This window comes from Citrobacter sp. Cpo069, from assembly GCF_030332785.1.
Lineage (GTDB): Bacteria > Pseudomonadota > Gammaproteobacteria > Enterobacterales > Enterobacteriaceae > Citrobacter > Citrobacter portucalensis.
In genome coordinates this window covers 63,089-85,780 of the sequence record NZ_JAOWHD010000039.1, presented here as the reverse complement: position 1 = coordinate 85,780, position 22,692 = coordinate 63,089, and the positions used below count along the sequence as shown (strand labels likewise).

The window sequence follows — 22,692 nt, the reverse complement described above, 5'->3', positions numbered from 1 at the left end:
ACCCCATCTTAGCGAAATCCGCCGTATGCCAGCGTCACTTCTTTCGCCGCTTTGATCGCCATGGCGCCAAACTCGGTCACGCGATCGTCGGTAATACGCGAAATGGGTCCGGAGATGGAAATCGCAGCGAACGGCTCGCGGTGCTCGTCATAAATGCACGACGCCACGCAGCGCAGACCCAGCGCATGTTCCTCATCATCAAAGGAATAGCCGCGCTTGCGCGTCTGGGCCAAATCCTCTTTCAGATGCACTGGCGACACCAGCGTGGCGTGTGTATAAGCATGCAGGCCTTTACGGTGCAGCAGGCCAGTCACTTGTTCTTCGCTTAGTTGGGATAAAAACGCCTTACCCGCACCGGAGGCGTGCATCGGCAGTTTGCCGCCGATAGGCGCGGACATGCGCATCAGTTGGGTGCACTGCACCTGGTCGATAATAATGGCCTGATGATCGCTTTGATCCAGCACGGCCAGGTTTACCGTCTCACCGGAATCTTCCATCAGCTTGCGCAGGATCGGATGGACAATCGCCAGCAGATTACGGCTTTGCAAAAAGCTGCTGCCGACGATGAACGCATGCGCACCTACGGCCCAGTGGCCTAATTCACCCACCTGACGGACAAAACCCTGCTGCTGCATGGTGGTCAGCAAACGGTGAGTCGTGGAGTTTGGCAGGCCAGCCTGCTGCGCCAGCTCGGTCAGCGCCACGCTGCCGTTGGATTCCGCAATCCACTCCAGCAGCTTCAGACCGCGGGTCAGAGACTGAACCTGCCCGGTTGCAGGCGCAGTAGCAGCGGCGGGTTTTCTACCGCGTTTCGCGGGGACAGTGGCTACCATGGCAGACTCCTTTTCTGTATCGTGGAAATCATTTTCGTTTTATTCAATTATAATGCAAGAATTCCTGTACTGATCGGATGAGTGAAGCTGAACATGTCTCATGTTGGCCGTTGTTCTCTTTTCCGCCTCTCAGGTTTGTGCCAGTATGACCTGTTGAGTTTTTTTCGGTCTGGTTGAGCGTTGTCGGGAGCGAGTGTGAGCAGCAAAGTAGAACAATTACGTCAGCAGTTAAATGAACGTATTCTGGTGCTGGACGGCGGTATGGGCACCATGATCCAGGGATATCGTCTGAGCGAAGAGGATTTCCGCGGCGAACGCTTTGCCGACTGGCCGTGCGATCTGAAAGGCAACAACGACCTGTTGGTGCTCAGCAAACCGGAGGTCATCGCCGCCATCCATAACGCCTACTTTGAGGCGGGCGCGGATATCATCGAAACCAACACCTTTAACTCGACGACTATCGCCATGGCGGATTACCAGATGGAATCCCTGTCGGCGGAAATCAACTTTGCGGCAGCCAAACTGGCGCGTGCGGCGGCTGACGAATGGACGGCGCGCACGCCGGAAAAACCGCGCTACGTCGCGGGCGTGCTCGGCCCAACGAACCGTACGGCGTCTATCTCGCCTGATGTTAACGACCCGGCTTACCGCAACATTACCTTTGATCAGCTGGTGGCCGCCTACCGTGAATCCACCAAAGCGCTGGTGGAAGGCGGCAGTGACCTGATCCTGATTGAAACCGTCTTCGATACTCTGAACGCCAAAGCCGCTATTTTCGCGGTTAAAACCGAATTCGAAGCGCTGGGCGTTGAGCTGCCGATTATGCTCTCCGGCACCATCACCGATGCTTCCGGGCGTACGCTCTCCGGCCAGACTACCGAAGCATTCTACAACTCCCTGCGCCACGCCGATGCGCTGACCTTCGGTCTGAACTGCGCGTTAGGCCCGGACGAGCTGCGCCAGTACGTGCAGGAACTGTCGCGCATTGCTGAATGCTACGTCACCGCGCACCCGAACGCCGGTCTGCCGAACGCCTTTGGTGAATACGATCTCGACGCCGACACCATGGCGGCGCAGATTCGCGAGTGGGCTGAGGCCGGTTTCCTGAATATCGTCGGCGGCTGCTGCGGCACCACGCCGGAACATATCGCCGCCATGAGCCGCGCAGTGGATGGCTTACCGCCGCGCCGCTTGCCGGAAATCCCGGTTGCCTGCCGCCTTTCCGGCCTTGAGCCGCTGAACATCGGCGACGACAGCCTGTTTGTGAACGTCGGCGAGCGTACCAACGTCACCGGTTCGGCGAAGTTTAAACGCCTGATCAAAGAAGAGAAATACAGCGAAGCGCTGGACGTCGCCCGTCAGCAGGTGGAAAGCGGCGCGCAGATCATCGATATCAACATGGATGAGGGGATGCTCGACGCCGAAGCGGCAATGGTGCGTTTTCTCAACCTGATCGCCGGTGAGCCGGATATCGCCCGCGTGCCGATTATGATCGACTCCTCGAAATGGGACGTTATCGAGAAAGGGCTGAAGTGCATTCAGGGTAAAGGCATCGTTAACTCCATCTCGATGAAAGAGGGGGTTGAGACCTTTATCCATCACGCGAAGCTGCTGCGTCGCTACGGTGCCGCGGTGGTGGTGATGGCCTTTGACGAGCAAGGGCAGGCCGACACCCGCGCACGTAAAATCGAAATCTGTCGTCGGGCGTACAAGATTCTTACCGAAGAGGTGGGCTTCCCGCCGGAAGACATCATCTTCGACCCGAACATCTTTGCTGTCGCGACCGGTATTGATGAGCACAACAACTACGCGCAGGACTTTATCGGCGCGTGTGAAGACATCAAACGCGAGCTGCCGCACGCACTGATCTCCGGCGGCGTTTCTAACGTTTCATTCTCGTTCCGTGGCAACGACCCGGTACGTGAAGCCATTCACGCGGTATTCCTCTACTACGCCATTCGCAACGGCATGGACATGGGGATCGTCAACGCCGGACAGCTGGCTATTTACGACGACTTGCCCGCCGAGCTGCGCGATGCTGTTGAAGATGTGATCCTCAACCGTCGTGACGATGGCACCGAACGACTGCTGGAGCTGGCAGAGAAATATCGCGGCAGTAAAACCGACGACACGGCGAATGCCCAGATGGCGGAGTGGCGCACCTGGGACGTGAAAAAGCGCCTCGAATACTCGCTGGTGAAAGGCATTACCGAGTTTATTGAGCTGGATACCGAGGAAGCGCGCCAGCAGGCTGCGCGTCCGATCGAAGTTATTGAAGGACCGCTGATGGACGGCATGAACGTCGTTGGCGATCTGTTCGGCGAGGGCAAAATGTTCCTGCCGCAGGTGGTGAAATCCGCCCGCGTGATGAAGCAGGCGGTGGCGTACCTCGAACCGTACATTGAGGCCAGCAAAGAGAAAGGCTCCAGCAACGGCAAAATGGTCATCGCGACCGTGAAGGGCGATGTGCACGATATCGGCAAAAACATTGTCGGCGTGGTGCTGCAATGTAACAACTACGAAATCGTCGATCTTGGCGTGATGGTGCCCGCGGAGAAAATCCTCAGAACGGCGCGTGAAGTGAATGCCGATCTGATTGGCCTTTCCGGGCTGATTACCCCATCGCTGGACGAAATGGTCAACGTGGCGAAAGAGATGGAGCGTCAGGGATTCACTATTCCGCTGCTGATTGGCGGCGCGACCACCTCAAAAGCGCACACGGCGGTGAAAATCGAGCAGAACTACAGCGGCCCGACGGTGTACGTGCAGAACGCCTCGCGTACCGTTGGCGTGGTGGCTGCGCTGCTCTCTGACACCCAGCGTGATGACTTTGTCGCCCGTACGCGTAAAGAGTACGAAACCGTGCGTATCCAGCATGCGCGTAAGAAACCGCGTACCCCGCCAGTAACGTTACAGGCTGCCCGCGACAACGATCTGGCCTTCGACTGGGAAAACTACTCCCCGCCGGTGGCGCACCGTCTGGGCGTGCAGGAAGTGGAAGCCAGCATCGAAACTCTGCGCAATTACATCGACTGGACGCCGTTCTTTATGACCTGGTCGCTGGCCGGGAAGTACCCGCGCATTCTCGAAGATGAGGTAGTAGGAGAAGAGGCGAAGCGCCTGTTCAAAGACGCTAACGACATGCTGGATAAACTCAGCACCGAGAAGACCCTGAATCCGCGTGGCGTGGTGGGGTTATTCCCGGCCAACCGCGTGGGTGACGACATCGAGATTTACCGTGACGAGACGCGTACGCACGTCATCAACGTGAGTCATCACCTGCGCCAGCAGACGGAAAAAGTCGGTTTCGCCAACTATTGCCTGTCTGACTTTGTTGCGCCGAAACTGAGCGGCAAAGCGGATTACATCGGTGCTTTCGCGGTTACTGGTGGTCTTGAGGAAGATGCGCTGGCGGATGCCTTCGAAGCCCAGCATGACGACTACAACAAGATCATGGTGAAAGCGATCGCTGACCGTCTGGCAGAAGCATTCGCGGAGTATCTGCATGAGCGCGTGCGTAAAGTTTACTGGGGCTATGCGGCGAATGAGAACCTCAGTAACGAGGAGCTTATCCGCGAAAACTACCAGGGGATTCGCCCGGCGCCGGGCTATCCGGCGTGCCCGGAACACACTGAAAAGGCCACCATCTGGGAACTGCTGGATGTGGAAGCGCACACCGGGATGAAGCTCACCGAATCCTTCGCCATGTGGCCAGGCGCGTCGGTTTCCGGCTGGTATTTCAGTCATCCGGACAGCAAGTACTACGCCGTGGCGCAAATCCAGCGCGATCAGGTTGAAGATTATGCCTTCCGTAAAGGGATGAGCGTGGCGGAAGTGGAGCGCTGGTTAGCGCCGAATCTCGGCTACGACGCCGACTGATTCACAAAACTGTCATCTTTCTTTACAACAAACAGGGCGCTCAATGAGTGCCCTGTCTCTTTATTACGTTTAAACCCTTATACTGAAAGGGGGCCGTTGCCGGATGGCGGTGTAAACGCCTTATCCGGCCTACATAGGGATGATTTGTAGGCCTGATAAGCGCAGCGCCATCAGGCAAATGAGCCTCAAAAAACCATAAAAATAAGGAGAACCTGATTCCGTGTTAACTCTGTTACACCTGCTTTCTGCCGTCGCGATGCTGGTTTGGGGTACGCATATTGTGCGTACCGGCGTGATGCGCGTCTTTGGCGCCCGCTTGCGTACCGTCCTTAGCCGTAGTGTTGAAAAGAAGCCGCTCGCCTTTTGTGCGGGTATCGGCGTGACGGCGCTGGTGCAAAGCAGCAACGCCACCACCATGCTGGTGACCTCGTTTGTCGCCCAAGATCTCGTGGCGCTTACCCCGGCGCTGGTCATTGTGCTGGGTGCCGACGTGGGGACCGCGCTGATGGCGCGTATCCTGACCTTCGATCTCTCATGGCTATCCCCACTGCTGATTTTCATCGGCGTGATCTTCTTTCTCGGGCGTAAGCAGTCCCGCGTGGGGCAACTGGGGCGGGTTGGCATCGGGCTGGGGTTGATTTTACTTGCGCTGGAGCTGATTGTGCAGGCGGTCACGCCGATAACTCAGGCTAACGGCGTACAGGTTATTTTCGCCTCGCTGACCGGCGATATTATGCTGGATGCGCTGATTGGCGCTATGTTTGCGATTATCAGTTACTCCAGTCTGGCGGCGGTGCTGCTGACGGCCACGCTGACCGCGGCAGGCATTATCTCGTTCCCGGTGGCGTTGTGTCTGGTGATTGGTGCCAACCTCGGCTCCGGCCTGTTGGCGATGCTCAACAACAGTGCTGCGAATGCTGCTGCCCGTCGCGTGGCGCTCGGCAGCCTGCTGTTTAAGCTGGTGGGCAGTCTGATTATCCTGCCGTTTGTTCATCCGCTGGCCAATCTGATGGATGAACTGCCGCTGCCGAAATCTGAACTGGTTATCTACTTCCACGTCTTCTACAACCTGGTGCGCTGTGTGGCGATGGTGCCGTTCGCCGAACCGATGGCGCGTTTTTGTAAGCGCATCATCCGCGATGAGCCGGAGTTGGATGCACATCTGAAACCCAAACATCTGGACGTCAGCGCGCTGGATACGCCGACGCTCGCGCTGGCCAATGCCGCCCGTGAAGCCCTGCGTATCGGCGACGCGATGGAGCAGATGATGGACGGGCTGAAGAAAGTAATGCACGGCGAACCGCGTGAAGAGAAAGAGCTGCGCAGGATAGCGGACGACATTAACGTGCTGTACACGGCAATTAAGCTCTATCTGGCGCGGATGCCAAAGGATGAGCTGGCGGAAGAGGAATCGCGCCGTTGGGCGGAGATTATCGAAATGTCGCTCAACCTTGAGCAGGCTTCCGATATTGTCGAACGTATGGGCAGCGAGATAGCCGATAAGTCGCTGGCCGCCCGCCGGGCATTCTCTGTCGAAGGGCTGAAAGAACTGGATGCGCTCTACGATCAGTTGCTCAGCAATCTGCAGCTGGCGATGTCAGTGTTCTTCTCAGGAGATGTGACCAGTGCCCGTCGTCTGCGCCGCAGCAAGCACCGCTTCCGTATTCTCAATCGTCGTTATTCGCATGCGCACGTTGACCGTCTGCATCAGCAGAATGTGCAGAGCATCGAAACCAGCTCCTTGCACCTGGCGCTGTTGGGCGATATGCAGCGTCTGAACTCGCTGTTTTGTTCCGTGGCTTACAGCGTGCTGGAACAGCCGGATGAAGACGATGGGCGGGATGATTACTAATGAGGACAGGTGAAATATTGCCCGATGGCGCAGTCCGGTAGGCCGGATAAGGCGAAGCCGCATCCGGCAATGTGCGCTGAACTGCCTGATGGCGCTGCGCTTATCAGGCCTACAGTTGTAGCCCGGATAAAGCGAAGCCGCCATCTGGCATCAGACAACAAATCAACTAAAAGCAGTGGCCTGCTTCAACGGCAACCGCTTCTTCACCCGCTTTAAAGATATACGTGGTGTTCGGGCCGCCGAGCACGGATTGACCGTTACTTACCTTAATCCAGTTCCCTTCCGGCAGGCCAATCACCGTCAGCTCCGGTGCCACAACCAGCAGCTCGCGGATACGCTGTTCACGCGTTTCGCCTTTATGGCCTTCCGGCAGCGCGTTGGTGAAGTGTGGGTTAATCTGCAGCGGGAACAGACCCAGCGCATCAAAACCTTTTGGATCGACAATCGGCATGTCGTTGGTAGTGCGGATGGTCTGGCAGGCAAGGTTGGAACCTGCGCTCCAGCCGATGTACAGCGCACCGCGTTTGACGACATCCACAATCGGCGCCAGCAGTCCGCGTTCGCGGCTTTCTTTCAGTAACTGGAAGGTATTACCCCCGCCGACAATCACCAGCTCTGCGTTTTCAATAGCGGCAATCGGATCGGCAACGGTATGAATACCCGTAACGTTGACACCCATTGGCGCAAAGATGGCTGCCGTTTTCGCTGTGTACTCATCCCAGGTTTGCGTCACGCCAGCGAACGGAATAAACACCGCCGTACGGCGACCATTCAGTTGTTCAGCAATCAGCGGCAGCGCATGTTCCATCCAGCCTTTGCCCGGCAGCGTCGAGTTACTCAATAAAAGCAGTTCCATCATTTCTCCATGTAATCAGAAAATTACAAACCGCGCTAATGCTACCACTATCAGGCTAACGCCTTACTGATATGGCTCACGATGTTGGAAGGGGGAGATAGAAGCTGAGGCTATTTTTTAAGTGTCAATTCAATGCCGAGTACCTTCATCACTGCAAGGGTGGTTTTCAGCGTCGGGTTACCTTTCTCACTAAAAGAGCGATAAAGCTGCTCGCGGGATAATCCCGTTTCTGCCGCAATGTTCGCCATTCCCTTAGCGCGAGCTACCACGCCCAGTGCTTTTGCAATGTATGCAGCATCGCCTGTTTCGAGGGCATCGGCCATAAACACGGCAATTTCTTCATCATCAACCAGCGCAGTCGCGGGATCGTAGTGAGCAAGTTTATTCATGGCGGAAGACCTCCTGATAATCCAGTGAACGGGCGAGCATTCCCCAACAGGTTTAACATCACCAGCTAAACCATTAGCCAGACGAAAAAGGCGTGTGGCAATTAGCGTTTTAGCTCTCCTGTCCCGTAGGTTTTGCTCCCAAGCCGGAAAACCATTGTCTGAAGAATTTCCATGATGACGTTCCATGTATTTTATAAACTACATTATGAATTGACAAGTTGAGACTAGAGAGTAAAAAAATGGGGAGTAAGGGGAAATGCTTGCTGGAGGAAACAGGAAAGTGTCTCGCAATAATACGTATTTTTTCAGGATGCTGCGGTTGATACGAGAATCGATGATAGGGGATTGGGAGGGCTTTGTGCCAGGAGCGGAAGCTATATGTCCACTAGAATATGACAGATTCATGCATGGTGATTCACCACTACACGTAGTTGCCGTCTTAGCAGGGTTTTATCCTGGAAAGAATAAAATCCACTCGCTCTTCTACAGAAACACATGGTAATTCAATCAACTGATAGTCATACATACGGTATGTTTTTACCATTGCGTGATATGTCGCGATGGCAACATCTAAAGATTGTTTGCGCTCTGTGTCCTGTACATATATTTCACGCCAGGGTGGTGCAATAAATACGATTCGGTTATAGCGAAATTTCTCGATGGCGTTTTCCAGATGCCTCGGTATGGTAAGTTCAGAAAGACGTAAATAACCTACAACATCAGGAACACCACGATCAAAGAAGCAGGGTTGTGTATGCCCTTCCGCTTCATGCCACGAACGCATTTCCCAGGATAGCATCAGATCTGCAAATGCAGTCTGGTTGGCCCACGGTAATGCATCGCCGCCGATGTTAACCTGGTCTTGGATCACACCTCTTCCAGCTTCTTTAGAACACCAAAACCCTCGTTTTATAATCGTATCAATTATCGTGCTTTTGCCTGACCCAGGGCCACCAGTCAGAATGAATCGATGCTGAAACGCTGAAGACATTGAACTCTCCCAAACCTTCTTAGACGCGATGATTTAGCAATTGATGGCGTACTTTTTGCGTATCGTCATATTACCTGCTGATGGCATGACTAACTACGTTTTATCCCCATTTTAATGTCCGCTATTCTCTCATTTCACAGGCCGATCTACTTTATTTCTCACTCGCCGAGGCGTTCCGCCATCTTGATTGTAGCCATCTCACTACTGAAGAAAATCTGGCGCTATCGTTTGGCTGTGAAGAGGCGCTGGCAGGGTTGTACCAGACGCTGAATTTTATGGGCGAAAGCCTGCTGACCATGGCGGGTGAAGGTCAGGAACATTTTGCGTATGAGAGCATATGCCAGTTAGGACACAGTCTGGTCAACATCAGCCAGTTGATTCCCGCACTGGTGCAGTTAGAAGCGAAAGCTGACCAGCAACTGTTCGCTGTTGCATAGTACCTAAAATAGACAGAGCGCCCACCCCTGGCGCTCTGTTCCTGCTCTCTTACCCCGCCCGCGCAAATTCTGCCGCTTCGGCGATTAGCGCGTCATCCGGGCGTACGCCGGTGTACATGGCGAACTGCTCCACGGCCTGTAAGGCAATCACCTCTGCACCGCTGATGGTCTTTTTACCTAATTGCTGTGCCAGTTTGATTACCGGTGTTTCCGGCGGCAGGGCGACGACGTCAAACACCACGCTGGCGGCAGCGACCATCGCTTCGCTGTAGGCCAGTTCATCGCTCTCTTTACCGCCAGCCATGCCGACGGGCGTCACGTTGACCAGAATATCGCAGGTAATTCCTTCCGGCTGCGGCTGCCACTGGAAACCGTACTGTTTTGCCAGCGCCGGGCCGCTCTCCCGGTTACGGGCGGCGACGATCACATCGCGAAAACCGGCATCGCGAAATGCGGCGATAACCGCTTTACCCATTCCACCGCTGCCGCGGATCATGACGCGCGCGTGGTTATCAAGCTGGTGGCTTGCAATCAGGCTTTTTACCGCAATGTAGTCGGTGTTAAATCCTGTCAGCGTACCGTTGTCATTGACGATGGTGTTGACGGAATCAATGACTTTTGCGGAAGGATCGATGGCATCCAGAAACGGCATGCAGCTCTCTTTAAACGGCATAGAGACCGCACAGCCGCGAATCCCGAGTGCGCGAACGCCTTTCACTGCGGCCTCAATATCCTGCGTAGTAAAGGCTTTGTAGATAAAATTTAACCCTAACTTTTCATACAGATAGTTATGAAAGCGTGTGCCAAAGCTGCCGGGGCGACCGGCAAGCGACATGCACAACTGGGTGTCGCGGTTAATCATGTTAAATTTCCTCGGCGTGAGACAATATGTACTGTTCGGCTTCCTGCGACCAGATCCCCTGATGACGCTCCAGGATAGCGCGCAAGGCCGGATCGTCAATCTGGGTGAGCGCAGTTAACGGCAATGATTTTCCGGTGTAAACCAGTTTTTTACCTCCACCGACCTGCGGCAGTTCCAGCGTTGTTTCACCTGCCGCATTCAATCCCAGAATGTGCGTCACCACTTTTGCCGCCTGAACTTTCTTCTCTTCGATCAGTTTTACCGCCGTGCGCATGTCGTCGGTATTGCCGCCAGATGTCCCAACATAATGGGTGAAGGCATAGTGCACGTCGTAGAAGTTAATCGGCGCGCTAAACTGCTTATCCTGCGGACCGGCAAAGAAGTTCATGCAACCATCGGCAGCCAGCAAAGAAGAGGCCAGCGTAACCAACTGTTCGTTGGGCACAAACACAAAGATGTCATCAAACCCGTGCCCGCCGCTCAGCGCCATCAAGGTGTCATAACCTGCATCCTGGGCGTGGAGATAATGGATCAACGTTTGTGGTTCTGATGGATAGTGCTTGCGGGCGTAGTTCAACTTGTCGTGATTGGTGTCGGTAACCACCAGCAGCGCCGGATTAACCGGACCATGCAGCGCGTAGTCGATTGCCAGCAGTCCCATTGGCCCGGTGCCGCCGAGTATCAGTGTACGCCCCTGCGGACGAATGCCCATCTTGTGGTTATACGTGCCTTCCTGTAGGTGATAGTTGGCGTTGAATGCGCCAATCACGCAGGACAGCGGCTCAACCAACGAGCCTTCAAAATAGGTTTCACCTTCGTAGGCTAACAGGCAGTCCTGCTCCATGACTTCATCTGGAATGATGACGTGCGTGGCTTCACCACCTACCCACGGGAAGGAGTAGCCGGGGCAGTCCGGGCGATCCGGCAGTTGCAGGTTAGCCTGAATGGCATAGCGCTGGCCGGGCTGAAACTTATGCTGCCATTTTTTGCCTACGGCAATGATATCGCCGCAAAACTCGTGACCGATGATGATCGGGTTGGTGGCCACATCGTCCGGCACCTTTTTGTGGTTCTCGCCCTGGTTAGCCTCTTTCCAGGAAGAAAGGCACAGGCTGTCGGTTACGACTGAGGCCAGAATTTCATCGTCCTGCATTTCAGGAAGATCGAAGGTTTCCAGGCGCAGATCGCGTTTACCATAAAGGCGTAAAGCTGTTGTTGTTTGCATTGTTACCACCTCTTCCTCTTTCGAGGACTATTTGTTGAAGTAGCCCCGGCATCGCCGGGGCGAAAAAATCAGGACAGGAAACCCAGCGCGTTACCGATAATTCCCAGCGCAAACAGGGCGAAGATCAGCCATACCGGATTAATTTTCCTGTTGAGCAGACGCACCATCAGCAGCGTCAGACCCAGCGCCAGCAGGCCGGGGCAGAGTTGGTCGAGAATGTTCTGCACGGTCATGGTGACGGTGGTGCCGTCTGCGCCAGGCGTTTGCGATACCACCAGCGGCACGTTGATGCTGGTCCATTTAGTGACCAACACCCCCATGACAAACAGGCCGAGAATCGATGCGCCTTCGGTCAGTTTCTGCAGCAGGTTGCCGCCCATGTCGCTGACGATATTGACCCCTTTACGAAAGCCAAGCTGTAAGCCGTACCACTTCATGGCAAGACGTACTGCATTGAAAATAAAGAAGAAAAATAGTGGGCCGAGAATGTTTCCGGACAGCGCCAGCGATGCGCCGAGCGCGGCGGTAATCGGGCGCAATGTTCCCCAGACCAACGGGTCGCCAACACCGGCCAGCGGGCCCATCAGCCCAACTTTGATGCCGTTGATGGCCCCGTCGTCAATTTCCGCACCATTAGCGCGAGCTTCTTCCATCGCGGCGGTCACGCCAATCACCGGGCCGCACACGGCAGGCGTGGTGTTGAAAAACACCAGGTGGCGTTTGAGTGCTGCAACCTGATCCTCTTTCAGCGGATACAGGCGCTTGATGGCAGGGATCATGTCGTAGCAAAAGCCCAGTCCATGAATGCGTTCAAAGTTGAATGACGCCTGTTGCAGGTTGGAGCGAACAAACATGCTAAACAGGTCGGATTTGGTCAGTTTTTTCTGTTCCATGGCTGGCTCCATTAGTCATCAAGCTGATCGAGAGCTTGAGAAGAGGCGGGTTGCGCCTGCGGTTCGGCTTTACGCCACTGTGGGTTCAGCTGGATGTAGACCAGCGCGATAATCACGCCAACCCCACCGAAAGCCAGCAGGCTCAAATCGAGATAACCCCCAGCGATAAACCCGAGGAAGAAGAAGGGCATCAGGTACTTCACGCCCATCATGCGCAGCACCATGGCGTAGCCGACCACCACGATAAAGCCACCGGCAATCTGCAATCCGCGGGTGACGAATTCCGGAATGGCGTTGAGCATATTGCTGACCATATCGGCGCTGACAAACAGCGAGACGATTAATGCAGGAATGGCAACGCGCAGCGCCTGTACGCCGAGAGCGGAAACGTGCAGCATGTCGATGGTGCGAAAGCGGGCGTCTTCGGCTGCTTTATCCGCCGCGTGCTGGAACACCACGGTGATGGTACGGGCAAAGACAGTTAGTACCTGACCTGCCGCCGCCACCGGCAGGGCGATGGCGATACCGGTAGCAATGCTTTGCTGACCGACGATAACCAGAATGGCGGAGATAATACTGGCGAGCGCCGAATCGGGAGACTGCGCTGCGCCGACGTTCATCCAGCCAAGAGCGATTAACTCCAGCGTGCCGCCGAGCATAATCCCGGTTTTTAAATCACCAAGGATCAGGCCGATAACGGTACAAGCAATTAGCGGACGGTGGGTCTGGAACTCATCCAGCACGCTGCCCATTCCGGCAATACAGGAAAATAGGAATATGGCGATAATTTGTAGGGTACTTATTTCCATAATATGTCACCTTGTGAATGTGATCATCCCTGCCTGTTAAAGCATAAGTACACAGGCATTTTTATTTATTCAGCGAACGATTGTTCTTCTATTTTTTCGAGAATATTAATAGATGGATCGGATGCGACAACGCGTAAATCCAGCGTAACACCCAGTTTATCTAACTCACGAAACGCATTAATGTCGTCGCTGTCTAAAGAAACGGCTTTGGTTAATTGTTTTTTACCTGGTCGCCAGGCCATGCCGCCAATATTTAACGTGGCAATTTTTACCCCTTGTTTTACCATTGCTAATGCATCCTGTGGGCGGGTAAATAGATAAAAAACGGTTTCGTTCTGGTATTGCGGATTATGGTAAACCGCGACCGCCTTTTCGATATTAACGACGTTCACTTTCATTCCCGGTGGGGCAGCCTGACGTAATAATGTGCGACGTACTTCATCGTTATAAACGTCGTCATTACAGATAATAATCCGTTGGGCATTCGCCACCTTCGACCAGACGGTGGTGACCTGACCGTGGATCAGGCGGTCATCAATACGAGCAAGGGTAATGTTCATCAGAAATCCTCTTCGGCCGTTTCCAGATGCTTCCAGACGACACAGGTTTGTTGAGCAATGGTCGTCAGGTGTTCGCACAGTTCATCCACATTCATACTGCTTTGGTTGTCTACCAGTTCCAGCGCCAACGGCAGTGATAACCCGCTAATGACCCGTATCGCCGGATTGTGCATCGCCAGCGTCGCAGCGGCATTCCAGGGACTGCCACATTGCAAATCGACGGCAATCAGCCATTCATCACTAGTGTGAATACTTACTAACTTTTTTAGCTTTTCCACAATGTCGCTGGTGTTCTCTCCGGGAACAAATGCCACGGCTTCAACGTTGGCATCACCGTAGACCATCTGTATCGATTCCAGCATGGCGCAGGCCAGTTTGCCGTGAGCACAGAAGATTGCATTGACCATAAAACCTCCTTAGCCGCGCGTTTTTCCGCCCGCAATGTTAGTGGTTACTCCGGTGATGTAACTGGCGCGCTCAGATAAAAGATAACAAACAAAATCAGCGACTTCGCTTAAGCGCCCTGATCGACCAATCGGGATCGCGTTCTTGGTGTAGCCCTCGCGCAGCTGTTCGACGGTGATGTTGCGGGTCCAGGCCAGCGCTTCTTCATACTCGGGGGTCCGCAGTCCGGTTTTTTCCAGAATGCCAGGTGCAATACCAACCACGCGGATGCCGTGTTTGCCCAACTCTTTCGACCAGGAACGGGTAAAACTATTCAATGCGGCTTTGGTCGCGGCGTAACAGCTTTGACCTTCAGAACCTTCCAGTCCGCTTTCGGAAGAGACATTCACAATCACGCCGTTACGCTGTTTTACCATTTGGCGTGCCGCTGCCTGCGACATTAAGAACACACCTTTCTGGTTGATATTAACCATTTTTTCGAAAGCAGCTTCGTTGAGTTCGTATTGCCCGGCGGGTGCTTTTTCATCGACCAGCAGACGCGGAAAATTAACGCCAGCATTATTTACCAGCCCATCAATACGTCCGTAGCGTTGGATAATTTCAGCGACAGTATGATTAACCTCTTTGGCACTGGAAATATCCGTTGGCCAGAAATGATACCCGTCATGGCTATCGTATTTACCTTCTCCACCATGAATATCTGCCATTTGTACATTAGCGCCTTGCACTAATAACTCTTCGACAATCGCCAGACCAATTCCGGATGCACCACCGGTAACAATAATGACTTTGCCCTGCAAGTTTAACCACGTTTGCATAATAAACTCCCGATTCAGATAAGGGGATCCCACATAAAATTAATTATGGCAGGACCAATTAGAATTTATTTACTTCAACAATAATTCAGCGGTATGGCTGTTGGTAACTAAACAGTTAATATAATTCCCACGTAATGCGCCTAATATCCCACTGTATTTTTCTTCACCCATTGCAATGCCAATGGAGTAACGCGCCTGTTTTAATTTATTGGTTTCGATGGAGAGCGTCTTTTCACTCATATTGGTCTCTACGGTTACACCGTTGATATCGTAAAAGCGCGAGCAAATGTCTCCGGCAACCTGGCGGGCATGCAGGTCATCACTCTCTTCACTGCCGTAAAAAGCGTGCCAGTTGGCGCCATCACGTATCGCCGGAGATCCAATCCCGACCAGCGCGATGTCCAGATTATCCCAGTACGCGGAAATCGATTTAAAATGTCGTGACTGCATGATCCCGTTACGGATCAGCGGGTTTTCCAGCAGTGCCGGGAAATCTGCCAGGTGTGATTCCCCTTTGAGCTTTGCCGCAGCGCCGTAGGTCAGCGTATTGACATGGTAGCGGCTTTCAAGCTTGCCGGATGGTCCGCCGATAATCGGCACACAGATCAGCTGGCGCGACTGGCTGGCAGGAGATAATCCTTCCACCAGTCCCCGTACCGCGCGGCCCCATGAGAACCCGATAATGTCCCCAGGTTCCAGTAAGCGTTCCAGCAACTGTGCGCCATGTACGCCCATCATATTAAGTTGTTCATCTTCCTGCTCGCTATCGCAGGAGACTACGACCGCCTCTTTCAGGCCAAATTTCTGTTTTAGCTGCTGTTCCAGCCACAGATTTTCGTTGTAGTCGTAATTAATGGCGATGGTGACGATACCCTGCTCACGTCCACGTTTTAGTAACCGGCTGATCGTGGTGCGATAAATACCCAGCTCGCGGGCGATTTGCGCTTGTGTCATATCCTGTTCGTAATACAGCTGCGCTATTTTTACGATCAGGCGGATATCATCGCTGTTTTCCGTCGCCATTTTTGGACTCCTGCACATTTGTGCAAATCACGAAATTGCCTTCTTGATCTGATATAACCCCATCTGTTCTCCATCTCAAAGCTATTTCCACTTATTTCAGCGCCCTGAAATGACCGATTGTGTTGCACATTTGATGTGGCGATGGCGCGTTGTCGGCACAGATGTGCATACCGCTCTAATGTATTGATTCTGCTTGTTTTCACTCAACAAAATTGCAGGGATGGATCGCTGACACTTTTGTGTCAAAAGGTGTGACGGATCACAAATAGCGCGTGGACAGTCGGACACGATTATTTTTTATCGTCCGCAAGGTAGGGTATATTTCGCTGTCAAAGGAGAAACTATGCTGCCCGACTCATCCATCCGATTAAATAAATACATCAGTGAAAGCGGAATCTGCTCGCGCCGCGAGGCGGATCGCTTTATCGAACAAGGGAATGTCTTCCTGAATGGTAAACGCGCCACCATCGGCGATCAGGTGATGCCTGGCGACGTCGTAAAAGTAAATGGTCGGTTGATTGAGCCGCGTGAAGCGGAAGATCTGGTTTTTATCGCGCTGAATAAGCCGGTAGGGATTGTCAGCACCACCGAAGACAGCGAACGCGACAACATTGTTGATTTCGTGAATCACAGCAAGCGCGTGTTTCCAATTGGTCGTCTGGACAAAGATTCTCAGGGACTTATCTTTCTGACCAACCACGGCGACCTGGTGAATAAAATCCTGCGTGCCGGTAACGATCACGAAAAAGAATATCTGGTGACGGTCGATAAGCCGGTCACTGATGACTTTATCCGTGGTATGGGGGCCGGTGTGCCCATTCTCGGTACCGTCACCAAAAAATGTAAGGTGAAGAAAGAAGCGCCGTTTGTGTTTCGTATTACGCTGATTCAGGGGCTTAACCGTCAGATCCGTCGTATGTGCGAACACTTTGGCTATGAAGTTACCAAGCTTGAGCGTACGCGTATCATGAACGTTGGTTTGTCTGGTCTGCCGCTTGGTGAATGGCGCGACCTGACAGATGACGAACTGATCGATCTGTTCAAGCTGATTGAGAACTCGTCCTCAGAAGCCAAACCGAAGGCGAAAGCGAAGCCAAAAACCGCAGGCATTAAGCGTCCGGTGGTGAAAATCGAAAAATCAGCGGAGAAAGAGAAATCGCGCCCGGCGGCAAACGGTAAGCGTTTTACTTCGCCGGGACGTAAGAAGAAGGGACGTTAACGTCTACCGCGCGTCGGCGTATTTGCTGACCAGGAAAACGATGCTTCCGCATCCGGTTTATAGGCCTGCTTTTTCTTCAACTGGCGGGCTTTTTTAGCTTCTGCTTCGCGCAAGGCCATCAGTTTATCGATGTACTCTTTCTTGATGCTGTTGGTCTCTGCGTTGGTCAGCAGGCGACCATGCGCAATGCGCGCGCGGTCGAGCAGCGTTTTCAGTTCACGCTGTTCGCGCTCGGTCATCTCTTTTTGGGTAATGCGGGGGAGTGCCATAAGGGTGCCCTCTGTTAGCCGATATCCTCAGTGTACGGTAATCCAGAACCTGCTGATAGCGTCATGTATTGTATTATTCAGCAATACGTAATTTTCCGGCGAAGTCCTGCTGTGTATAGCCCGTTGTTCTGAATCGTTTGTCTGTGATGATGTTATCGATCTCTTTTAATGTGGCGATACACATCACTCCGTCCTGGCCAAATTTTGTATGGTCGGCAAGAATTACCGACTTTTTACTCATAGCAATCATTGATTTGGCAACATAGGCTTCATCGAAGCTTTTCACCAGCACACCATGTTGAGGTGAGATACCACCCGCGCCGATGAAGCAGATATCTGCGTGAATAGTGTTTATTTGCTGACAAACGGAGACGCCGAGATTGGCACGGAAATGGTAGTCATATTCACCACCTAATACATAAACGCGCGCTTTAAGATTATGTTCTTTTATTTTATCGGCAATTAAGGCTGAGTTAGTAATAACGGAGTAGGCCAGAGGAGGTAATTGTTCGGCCAGAATAAGATTTGTTGTACAGGAGTCAATGAATAGAGTGTCGTGCTCGCTGACCATCCCGGCGGCAAGTTTACCAATTGCCATTTTTTCTTCGCGGTGTATATCAATCCGCGCGCCAAATTCATCTTCCTGAACAACCTGCTTTTTGACGGCTCCGCCGTGAATCTTGGTAATTTGCCCTTCAGACTCCAGTATGGAGAGATCGCGGCGAATGGTCTCTGATGTGACTTTTAGCGTTTCCGATAATTTGATAACCGTCACTTCACCGAATTTATTTAATTCATCGAGGATATGTTTTCTTCTTTTAATCGGGTTCATTATTTTCCGCCAACGTCGTGCTTTGGCGCATGGTAACTGGATGTGCAGAGCAACGCAACCACTCCAGCGCACAGACAATACCCTCATCATCATTAGAGGCCGTCACATAGCTGGCTTGTCGTTTTACTACCTCTGGCGCATTCCCCATTGCAATACCAATGCCGGCGGCGGAAAACATACTGATATCGTTTTGCTGGTCGCCAATCGCCGCAACTTTATCGGCTGTTATATTTAGCTGGTGCATTAACATGCTAATAGCATAACCTTTATTTATTTCGCTACGTTGGATATCAATGTAATTCTCCCCAGTGATAGTCGCTGTATAACCATAAGGCAATTTATTATTCACGTCAGCACACAACGCATTTATTTTTAACTGCTCAGTAACGAGTGTGATTTTATAAATATCTTGTCGGTTTAAAATATTACCGGGTGCTGCAGGAATAAGTGGTAATTCAAATAAACGGGCTTCATAAGTTGTCCATGGCGCTACCTGTAGGTCGCAACGATGATAAATAGCATCGGCGCTAAAAAAGTGATGAGGGCAGAGGGAAAGTGCAATATGTCGGTCAATATCCCGAAGATTCATACAAGAGAGCGCTGCAGTATGAATATTGCGCTGCTGCGCCATCTCGAGGATCTGACCTCCGTTAAAGCCTGCGCACCAGCCAAACAGCGCATTAACCTGCTGCTGCTGTAGCAGGCGCATCATAGAGGAGACCGGTCTGGCGGAACAGGCGGCCAACAGGCCACCGCGCTGGTGGAATTCTACGAGTGCCTGACGCGTGCGTGGACTGATTGTCTTTTGCGAAGTCAGTAGTGTTCCATCCAGATCGGTGACCAGTAACATGCTTCTTTTCCCTTAATATCAATGCGCAATAAACGGTGTGACAGCCTCTTTGGCGGCGTTGCAGACCATATTGTCGATTGCCGTACCGACGACCAGAATATTGACCCCGGTATCCTTAAACGCTTTGGCATTGGCGAGGTTAATTCCGCCTTCCGCCAGCGTCGGCACGCTTACCGCGCCGACCAGTGCCCACAGGCGATCTTTAATGGCTTGCGGAATATCACCTGCGGCTACGCCTTCGTAGCTCATACCGGTCATTAAACCAATCATGTCGACGCCAATTTCCTGCATCCGTTTTGCTACGCTGGCGACCTCTTCCGGAGTGCGTGCAGGAATACCGAAGGTATGCAGGTCATCCGGGTGACCAATATAAGCATCAACGGTCAGGCCATACTGATGGGCGAGATTAACGATGTCCTGTAGATCGTCCCAGTCGGATTTATGGGTGTGTAAGCCATCGGCACCAGCACGGGCAATCTCCAGTATCTCTGTTTCCGTGAGCGGGACCGGTAACGTTTCGGTAAAGCCACCTGCGATACCGACGGTAATGAAGATATCGTCAGGAACCACATTACGTACGCCATGTACTGCTTCGGCCATCTGGCTGTTGGTGATTTCGTGGCGGATTTGTTCTGCCGCGTGCATGTTGCTTACCCCCTTATGCCCACGCGCCAGCGCCAGTGCGGGATGGTTCGGTTCGAGCAGCTTAACGCCCGCCTCACATACTGCTTTTGCCAGACGCGCATCGTCGCCGGTTATCCCTGTGCTGAGGATGGTCTGCCCGCCGTGCAGCGTGATGGCATCTTTCACTTTCTGTAACGCTTTAGCGCGTTTTTTATTCATATCGCCTTTAAACATGGTGTACCTCTGGTGTTGGTGCATTAATTAATGGGCTGACGCGGTAGATTCTTTCTGTGCGACAGCCTTAAAACGGTTGGCAATAATGGTGGAAATACAGGTCAGGCCCATGACGGTAACCATCACAATCGCCATTTGCAGCGCATTGCTGGATAAGAACGGAGAGGCAAATGCGGGGACATAAGCCACGCCTTTGACGTTAAAGAAACCCAGCATCATGCCGCCCAGACCGGCCCAAACGATCGCTGAACCAAAGACAATTTTGTTGGCAAACATGAACGGATAGGCCGATTCAACGAAGGTCCCAAAGCCGAGGTTGATAAGCAGGCCGGGCGTCGCGACGGCTGCTTCGCTTTTTTCTCGTGGTGCGATGACGTTAGCCAGGTTGATTCCTGCTGCAACCATCACCAGGCCTACCATATCGACAGCGCCGAGGAAGCTGACTCCGGATTTTTCCATTTCCAGGAGCACCAGCGGCAGAATGACTGCGTGATAGACTCCCCCCAGAATAGCTGGCCAGATAACCAACCCAGCCAGCAGGCCAGCAAGAATAGGGCTGAAGGCCAGCGTGCTTTCGATAGCCAGTTTGATGTAATTACCTGCTGACAGCGCCAGCGGACTCAGCAGATAGTGCATGATTAACCCAGCGGCCAGGCCTGAGATCCCACCCGCTACAATGTTGACGGTGGTCATCGGAAAGCGCCAATTCAGGCATAATTCGAACAGCCAACGAACGAAAATCCCGGCCATCAAACCACCGATGATCCCTCCAATCAGACCGCCTTCGACGGAAAGTACTCCGGCGACCACCCCGGCAACAATTGAGACTTCATCCAGTTCCGAAATCTGTTTTGCTGCGAGAACCGCAACTAAAACCGGTAGGCCCTTCAGTAGAATTTCAAAGATATCGTTGAGTTTTTCCAGGCCCGGAATGTGACTGAGTGCGAGCACGATTGCCATGGCAATAAAGCCCGGCAGCGCAGGGATCATTATGCTGCGAATATTGAAGCGCTTAAGCAGACTTTTTCCAGAACCGCCCTGTGAAGGAGAGGCACTGCCCAACTGTGGTTTGTATTTAACGCCCCAGTGCTTACACAGTGATGCGATGAAGGAGACTGCGCGGGTTCGGCTGGTGGTACCCGTCGTGCCCGAGGTTGCGACGACATTTGCCCCTTTTGCCGCCACTAGCGCCATTGAGGTTCCGCCGGTGCCAACAATCGGTGTTTTCATTTCAACAGCTGCGGCAAAGACCGCCTGGTTGGCCTTCACCGGATCGGCGCTCATCACGATGATCCCGTCGATCTCACCGTTACGGATCATTTCAGCAATCCTGCAATCGCTCTCAACTACCGAGTCGTTCACATCTGAAAGTTTGCCCTGAAATATCCTTTGTGGTTTTTGTTGGTTTTCTGTGGTTAGTGCAAATACCGACGCTGGCGTGTGAGCTTTGGCAACGTCCATTGAGGCTTCTGCCGCAATGAACTGCACAGCGGCAACTTCCACTCCTGCGGCTTCGCACTGCTGGTAAATTTCCTGGAGTAGCTTTTCTGGTTCAGCACCACCCAGGTTGTAGAGGTTGCCTCCACTGCTTCCAATAATCGCAATTTTTTTCATAGCGGCCTCGAAGATAGGGTAAGGGTTTATCTGTGTTGTAGTGAAATCATATTCCCAATTAAAACAAACTAAATCAACATTAGAAAAATGATTAAATTTGAATTAAAAACAGGTTTGTTTGTATATTTTATTGAAAAATAACAATTAAATAATTATTTTGTTTTATGTTGATATTTGTTGTTTTGTGATGGGGTTCAAATGCGGGTAGGGAGAAATGGAGGATGCCTCCTCCATTTATGAAGATTAGTGTTGTTTTACTGAGTGTGGTTTCTCTTCAATCGACTTACCGGACCAGTAGCCTGCCAACAGCGAACCGGAAAGGTTGTGCCAGACGGAGAATAACGCGCCAGGCAGGGCGGCAAGCGGGCCAAAGTAGATCTTGCCCAGCGCAGCGGCAAGTCCTGAATTCTGCATGCCCACTTCAATTGCCAACGTACGGCAGGTTGACTCGTCGAAACCAAACATTTTTCCGCCCCAGTAGCCGCTGAGCAGGCCAATGGTGTTATGTAGGATTACGGCGATAATCACCACAAAGCCGACGGATGCAATGTGCGAGGCAGAACCCGCCACGACGGCGCTGATGATTGCCAGAATGCACACCATTGAAAATGCGGGCAGATACGGTTCCACGACTTTTACGACGCGTGGGAACAGGTGGTGAATGACCAACCCCAACGCAATTGGAATGACCACGATCTGCAGGATACTCAGCAGCATACCCATCACATCCACCTGGATATGCGCGTCGACATACAGCCGTGTCAGCAGCGGTGTGGCGACAACGCCGACCAACGTTGAAACCGATGAAATAGTCACAGAGAGCGCCACATCGCCTTTTGCCAGATAGATCATTACGTTTGATGCTGTTCCGCTGGCGACGCTACCGACCAGCACCATCCCTGCGGACAATTCCGGCGGCATATTAAATGCCAGCGCTAAAATCCATGCGGCGAGCGGCATCACCAGATAGTGCAGGAAAATACCCGCCGCGACTGGTGCAGGACGTGAGAGTACGCGTTTAAAGTCGTCTACCTTCAGGTGAACGCCCATACCGAACATGATCAGCATCAGTAACGACGGCACGAATGGCCCGACAGGCGTAAAGGTGGTGGGCGTGTAATACGCAACAACAGAGAGCAGCAGTGCCCATAACGGGAACAGCCGCGTGAGAGTAGCGAGCATGTTATATTCCTTGCGATTGAAATGTGTTGTTATAAA

General features: G+C 52.7%; 22 protein-coding genes. 4 read left to right on the top strand and 18 right to left on the bottom strand.

Annotation, left to right across the window (positions count from 1 at the left end; genetic code table 11):
* Positions 1–8: 8 nt before the first annotated feature.
* Positions 9–833 (bottom strand): glyoxylate bypass operon transcriptional repressor IclR, encoded by an 825-nt coding sequence (gene iclR, locus OGY08_RS04040; protein ID WP_003826510.1) that lies wholly within the window; start codon positions 831–833, stop codon positions 9–11.
* Positions 834–1,028: 195 nt separating this feature from the next.
* On the opposite strand from iclR, the gene metH reads away from it, so the two are divergent.
* Positions 1,029–4,712 carry a methionine synthase gene (gene metH, locus OGY08_RS04035; RefSeq protein ID WP_125363351.1) on the top strand — a complete coding sequence of 1,228 codons (3,684 nt, stop codon included), beginning with the start codon at positions 1,029–1,031 and terminating at the stop codon, positions 4,710–4,712.
* Between the two features lie 220 nt (positions 4,713–4,932).
* Positions 4,933–6,564 (top strand): Na/Pi cotransporter family protein, encoded by a 1,632-nt coding sequence (locus tag OGY08_RS04030; RefSeq protein ID WP_125363350.1) that lies wholly within the window; start codon positions 4,933–4,935, stop codon positions 6,562–6,564.
* A gap of 166 nt (positions 6,565–6,730) precedes the next feature.
* Here OGY08_RS04030 and pepE read toward each other — a convergent pair whose 3' ends face one another.
* The 3 genes from pepE to OGY08_RS04015 form a co-directional block, all read right to left on the bottom strand.
* The gene (gene pepE, locus OGY08_RS04025) at positions 6,731–7,420 is read right to left on the bottom strand and encodes a dipeptidase PepE (protein WP_032942056.1); all 690 of its coding nucleotides are present in this window, start codon (positions 7,418–7,420) and stop codon (positions 6,731–6,733) included.
* A gap of 110 nt (positions 7,421–7,530) precedes the next feature.
* Positions 7,531–7,809, bottom strand: coding sequence for an addiction module antidote protein (locus OGY08_RS04020; protein WP_008786890.1), 279 nt, complete (start codon positions 7,807–7,809; stop codon positions 7,531–7,533).
* A 439-nt stretch (positions 7,810–8,248) separates the two neighbouring features.
* Complete coding sequence (locus OGY08_RS04015) at positions 8,249–8,800, bottom strand: AAA family ATPase (RefSeq protein ID WP_125363349.1); 552 nt, start codon at positions 8,798–8,800, stop codon at positions 8,249–8,251.
* Between the two features lie 254 nt (positions 8,801–9,054).
* On the opposite strand from OGY08_RS04015, the gene OGY08_RS04010 reads away from it, so the two are divergent.
* A complete protein-coding gene (locus OGY08_RS04010) occupies positions 9,055–9,237 on the top strand; it encodes a hypothetical protein (protein ID WP_008786892.1) in 183 nt (60 codons plus the stop codon).
* 49 nt (positions 9,238–9,286) lie between these two features.
* Here OGY08_RS04010 and OGY08_RS04005 read toward each other — a convergent pair whose 3' ends face one another.
* The 8 genes from OGY08_RS04005 to OGY08_RS03970 all read right to left on the bottom strand — a co-directional run bounded on the left by OGY08_RS04005 (position 9,287) and on the right by OGY08_RS03970 (position 15,832).
* Positions 9,287–10,099 (bottom strand): shikimate 5-dehydrogenase, encoded by an 813-nt coding sequence (locus OGY08_RS04005; RefSeq protein ID WP_125363348.1) that lies wholly within the window; start codon positions 10,097–10,099, stop codon positions 9,287–9,289.
* Between the two features lies 1 nt (position 10,100).
* Positions 10,101–11,324, bottom strand: coding sequence for an L-sorbose 1-phosphate reductase (gene sorE, locus OGY08_RS04000; protein ID WP_286565691.1), 1,224 nt, complete (start codon positions 11,322–11,324; stop codon positions 10,101–10,103).
* A 68-nt stretch (positions 11,325–11,392) separates the two neighbouring features.
* Complete coding sequence (locus OGY08_RS03995) at positions 11,393–12,217, bottom strand: PTS system mannose/fructose/sorbose family transporter subunit IID (RefSeq protein ID WP_125363347.1); 825 nt, start codon at positions 12,215–12,217, stop codon at positions 11,393–11,395.
* 11 nt (positions 12,218–12,228) lie between these two features.
* Complete coding sequence (locus OGY08_RS03990) at positions 12,229–13,026, bottom strand: PTS mannose/fructose/sorbose transporter subunit IIC (RefSeq protein WP_003826527.1); 798 nt, start codon at positions 13,024–13,026, stop codon at positions 12,229–12,231.
* A gap of 65 nt (positions 13,027–13,091) precedes the next feature.
* Complete coding sequence (locus OGY08_RS03985; protein ID WP_048227499.1) at positions 13,092–13,586, bottom strand: PTS sugar transporter subunit IIB; 495 nt, start codon at positions 13,584–13,586, stop codon at positions 13,092–13,094.
* Positions 13,586–13,993: a mannose/fructose/sorbose PTS transporter subunit IIA gene (locus OGY08_RS03980; protein WP_125363346.1), complete on the bottom strand. Its 408-nt coding sequence runs from the start codon at positions 13,991–13,993 to the stop codon at positions 13,586–13,588. Before OGY08_RS03980 ends, OGY08_RS03985 begins: the two co-directional genes overlap by 1 nt.
* A gap of 9 nt (positions 13,994–14,002) precedes the next feature.
* Positions 14,003–14,809: an SDR family oxidoreductase gene (locus tag OGY08_RS03975; RefSeq protein WP_125363345.1), complete on the bottom strand. Its 807-nt coding sequence runs from the start codon at positions 14,807–14,809 to the stop codon at positions 14,003–14,005.
* A 69-nt stretch (positions 14,810–14,878) separates the two neighbouring features.
* On the bottom strand, positions 14,879–15,832 hold the full coding sequence (locus OGY08_RS03970) for a sugar-binding transcriptional regulator (RefSeq protein WP_032942077.1): 954 nt from the start codon (positions 15,830–15,832) through the stop codon (positions 14,879–14,881).
* A gap of 343 nt (positions 15,833–16,175) precedes the next feature.
* On the opposite strand from OGY08_RS03970, the gene rluF reads away from it, so the two are divergent.
* Positions 16,176–17,051 (top strand): 23S rRNA pseudouridine(2604) synthase RluF, encoded by an 876-nt coding sequence (gene rluF / locus OGY08_RS03965; protein WP_008786901.1) that lies wholly within the window; start codon positions 16,176–16,178, stop codon positions 17,049–17,051.
* Here the strand turns inward: rluF and OGY08_RS03960 are convergent.
* The 6 genes from OGY08_RS03960 to panS form a co-directional block, all read right to left on the bottom strand.
* The gene (locus tag OGY08_RS03960; protein WP_003826541.1) at positions 17,048–17,320 is read right to left on the bottom strand and encodes a YjbD family protein; all 273 of its coding nucleotides are present in this window, start codon (positions 17,318–17,320) and stop codon (positions 17,048–17,050) included. The genes rluF and OGY08_RS03960 overlap by 4 nt on opposite strands.
* Positions 17,321–17,393: 73 nt before the next feature.
* Entirely contained in the window at positions 17,394–18,152 is a 759-nt protein-coding gene (locus tag OGY08_RS03955) for a DeoR/GlpR family DNA-binding transcription regulator (protein ID WP_032942078.1), read from the bottom strand.
* Entirely contained in the window at positions 18,139–19,002 is an 864-nt protein-coding gene (locus OGY08_RS03950) for a Cof-type HAD-IIB family hydrolase (protein ID WP_071445339.1), read from the bottom strand. The genes OGY08_RS03955 and OGY08_RS03950 overlap by 14 nt, the downstream gene beginning before the upstream one ends.
* Before the next feature lie 18 nt (positions 19,003–19,020).
* A complete protein-coding gene (locus OGY08_RS03945) occupies positions 19,021–19,860 on the bottom strand; it encodes a beta/alpha barrel domain-containing protein (protein ID WP_032942081.1) in 840 nt (279 codons plus the stop codon).
* Positions 19,861–19,887: 27 nt separating this feature from the next.
* Complete coding sequence (locus OGY08_RS03940; protein ID WP_057068619.1) at positions 19,888–21,474, bottom strand: hypothetical protein; 1,587 nt, start codon at positions 21,472–21,474, stop codon at positions 19,888–19,890.
* Positions 21,475–21,717: 243 nt separating this feature from the next.
* A complete protein-coding gene (gene panS, locus OGY08_RS03935; protein WP_125363344.1) occupies positions 21,718–22,656 on the bottom strand; it encodes a ketopantoate/pantoate/pantothenate transporter PanS in 939 nt (312 codons plus the stop codon).
* Positions 22,657–22,692: the final 36 nt, after the last annotated feature.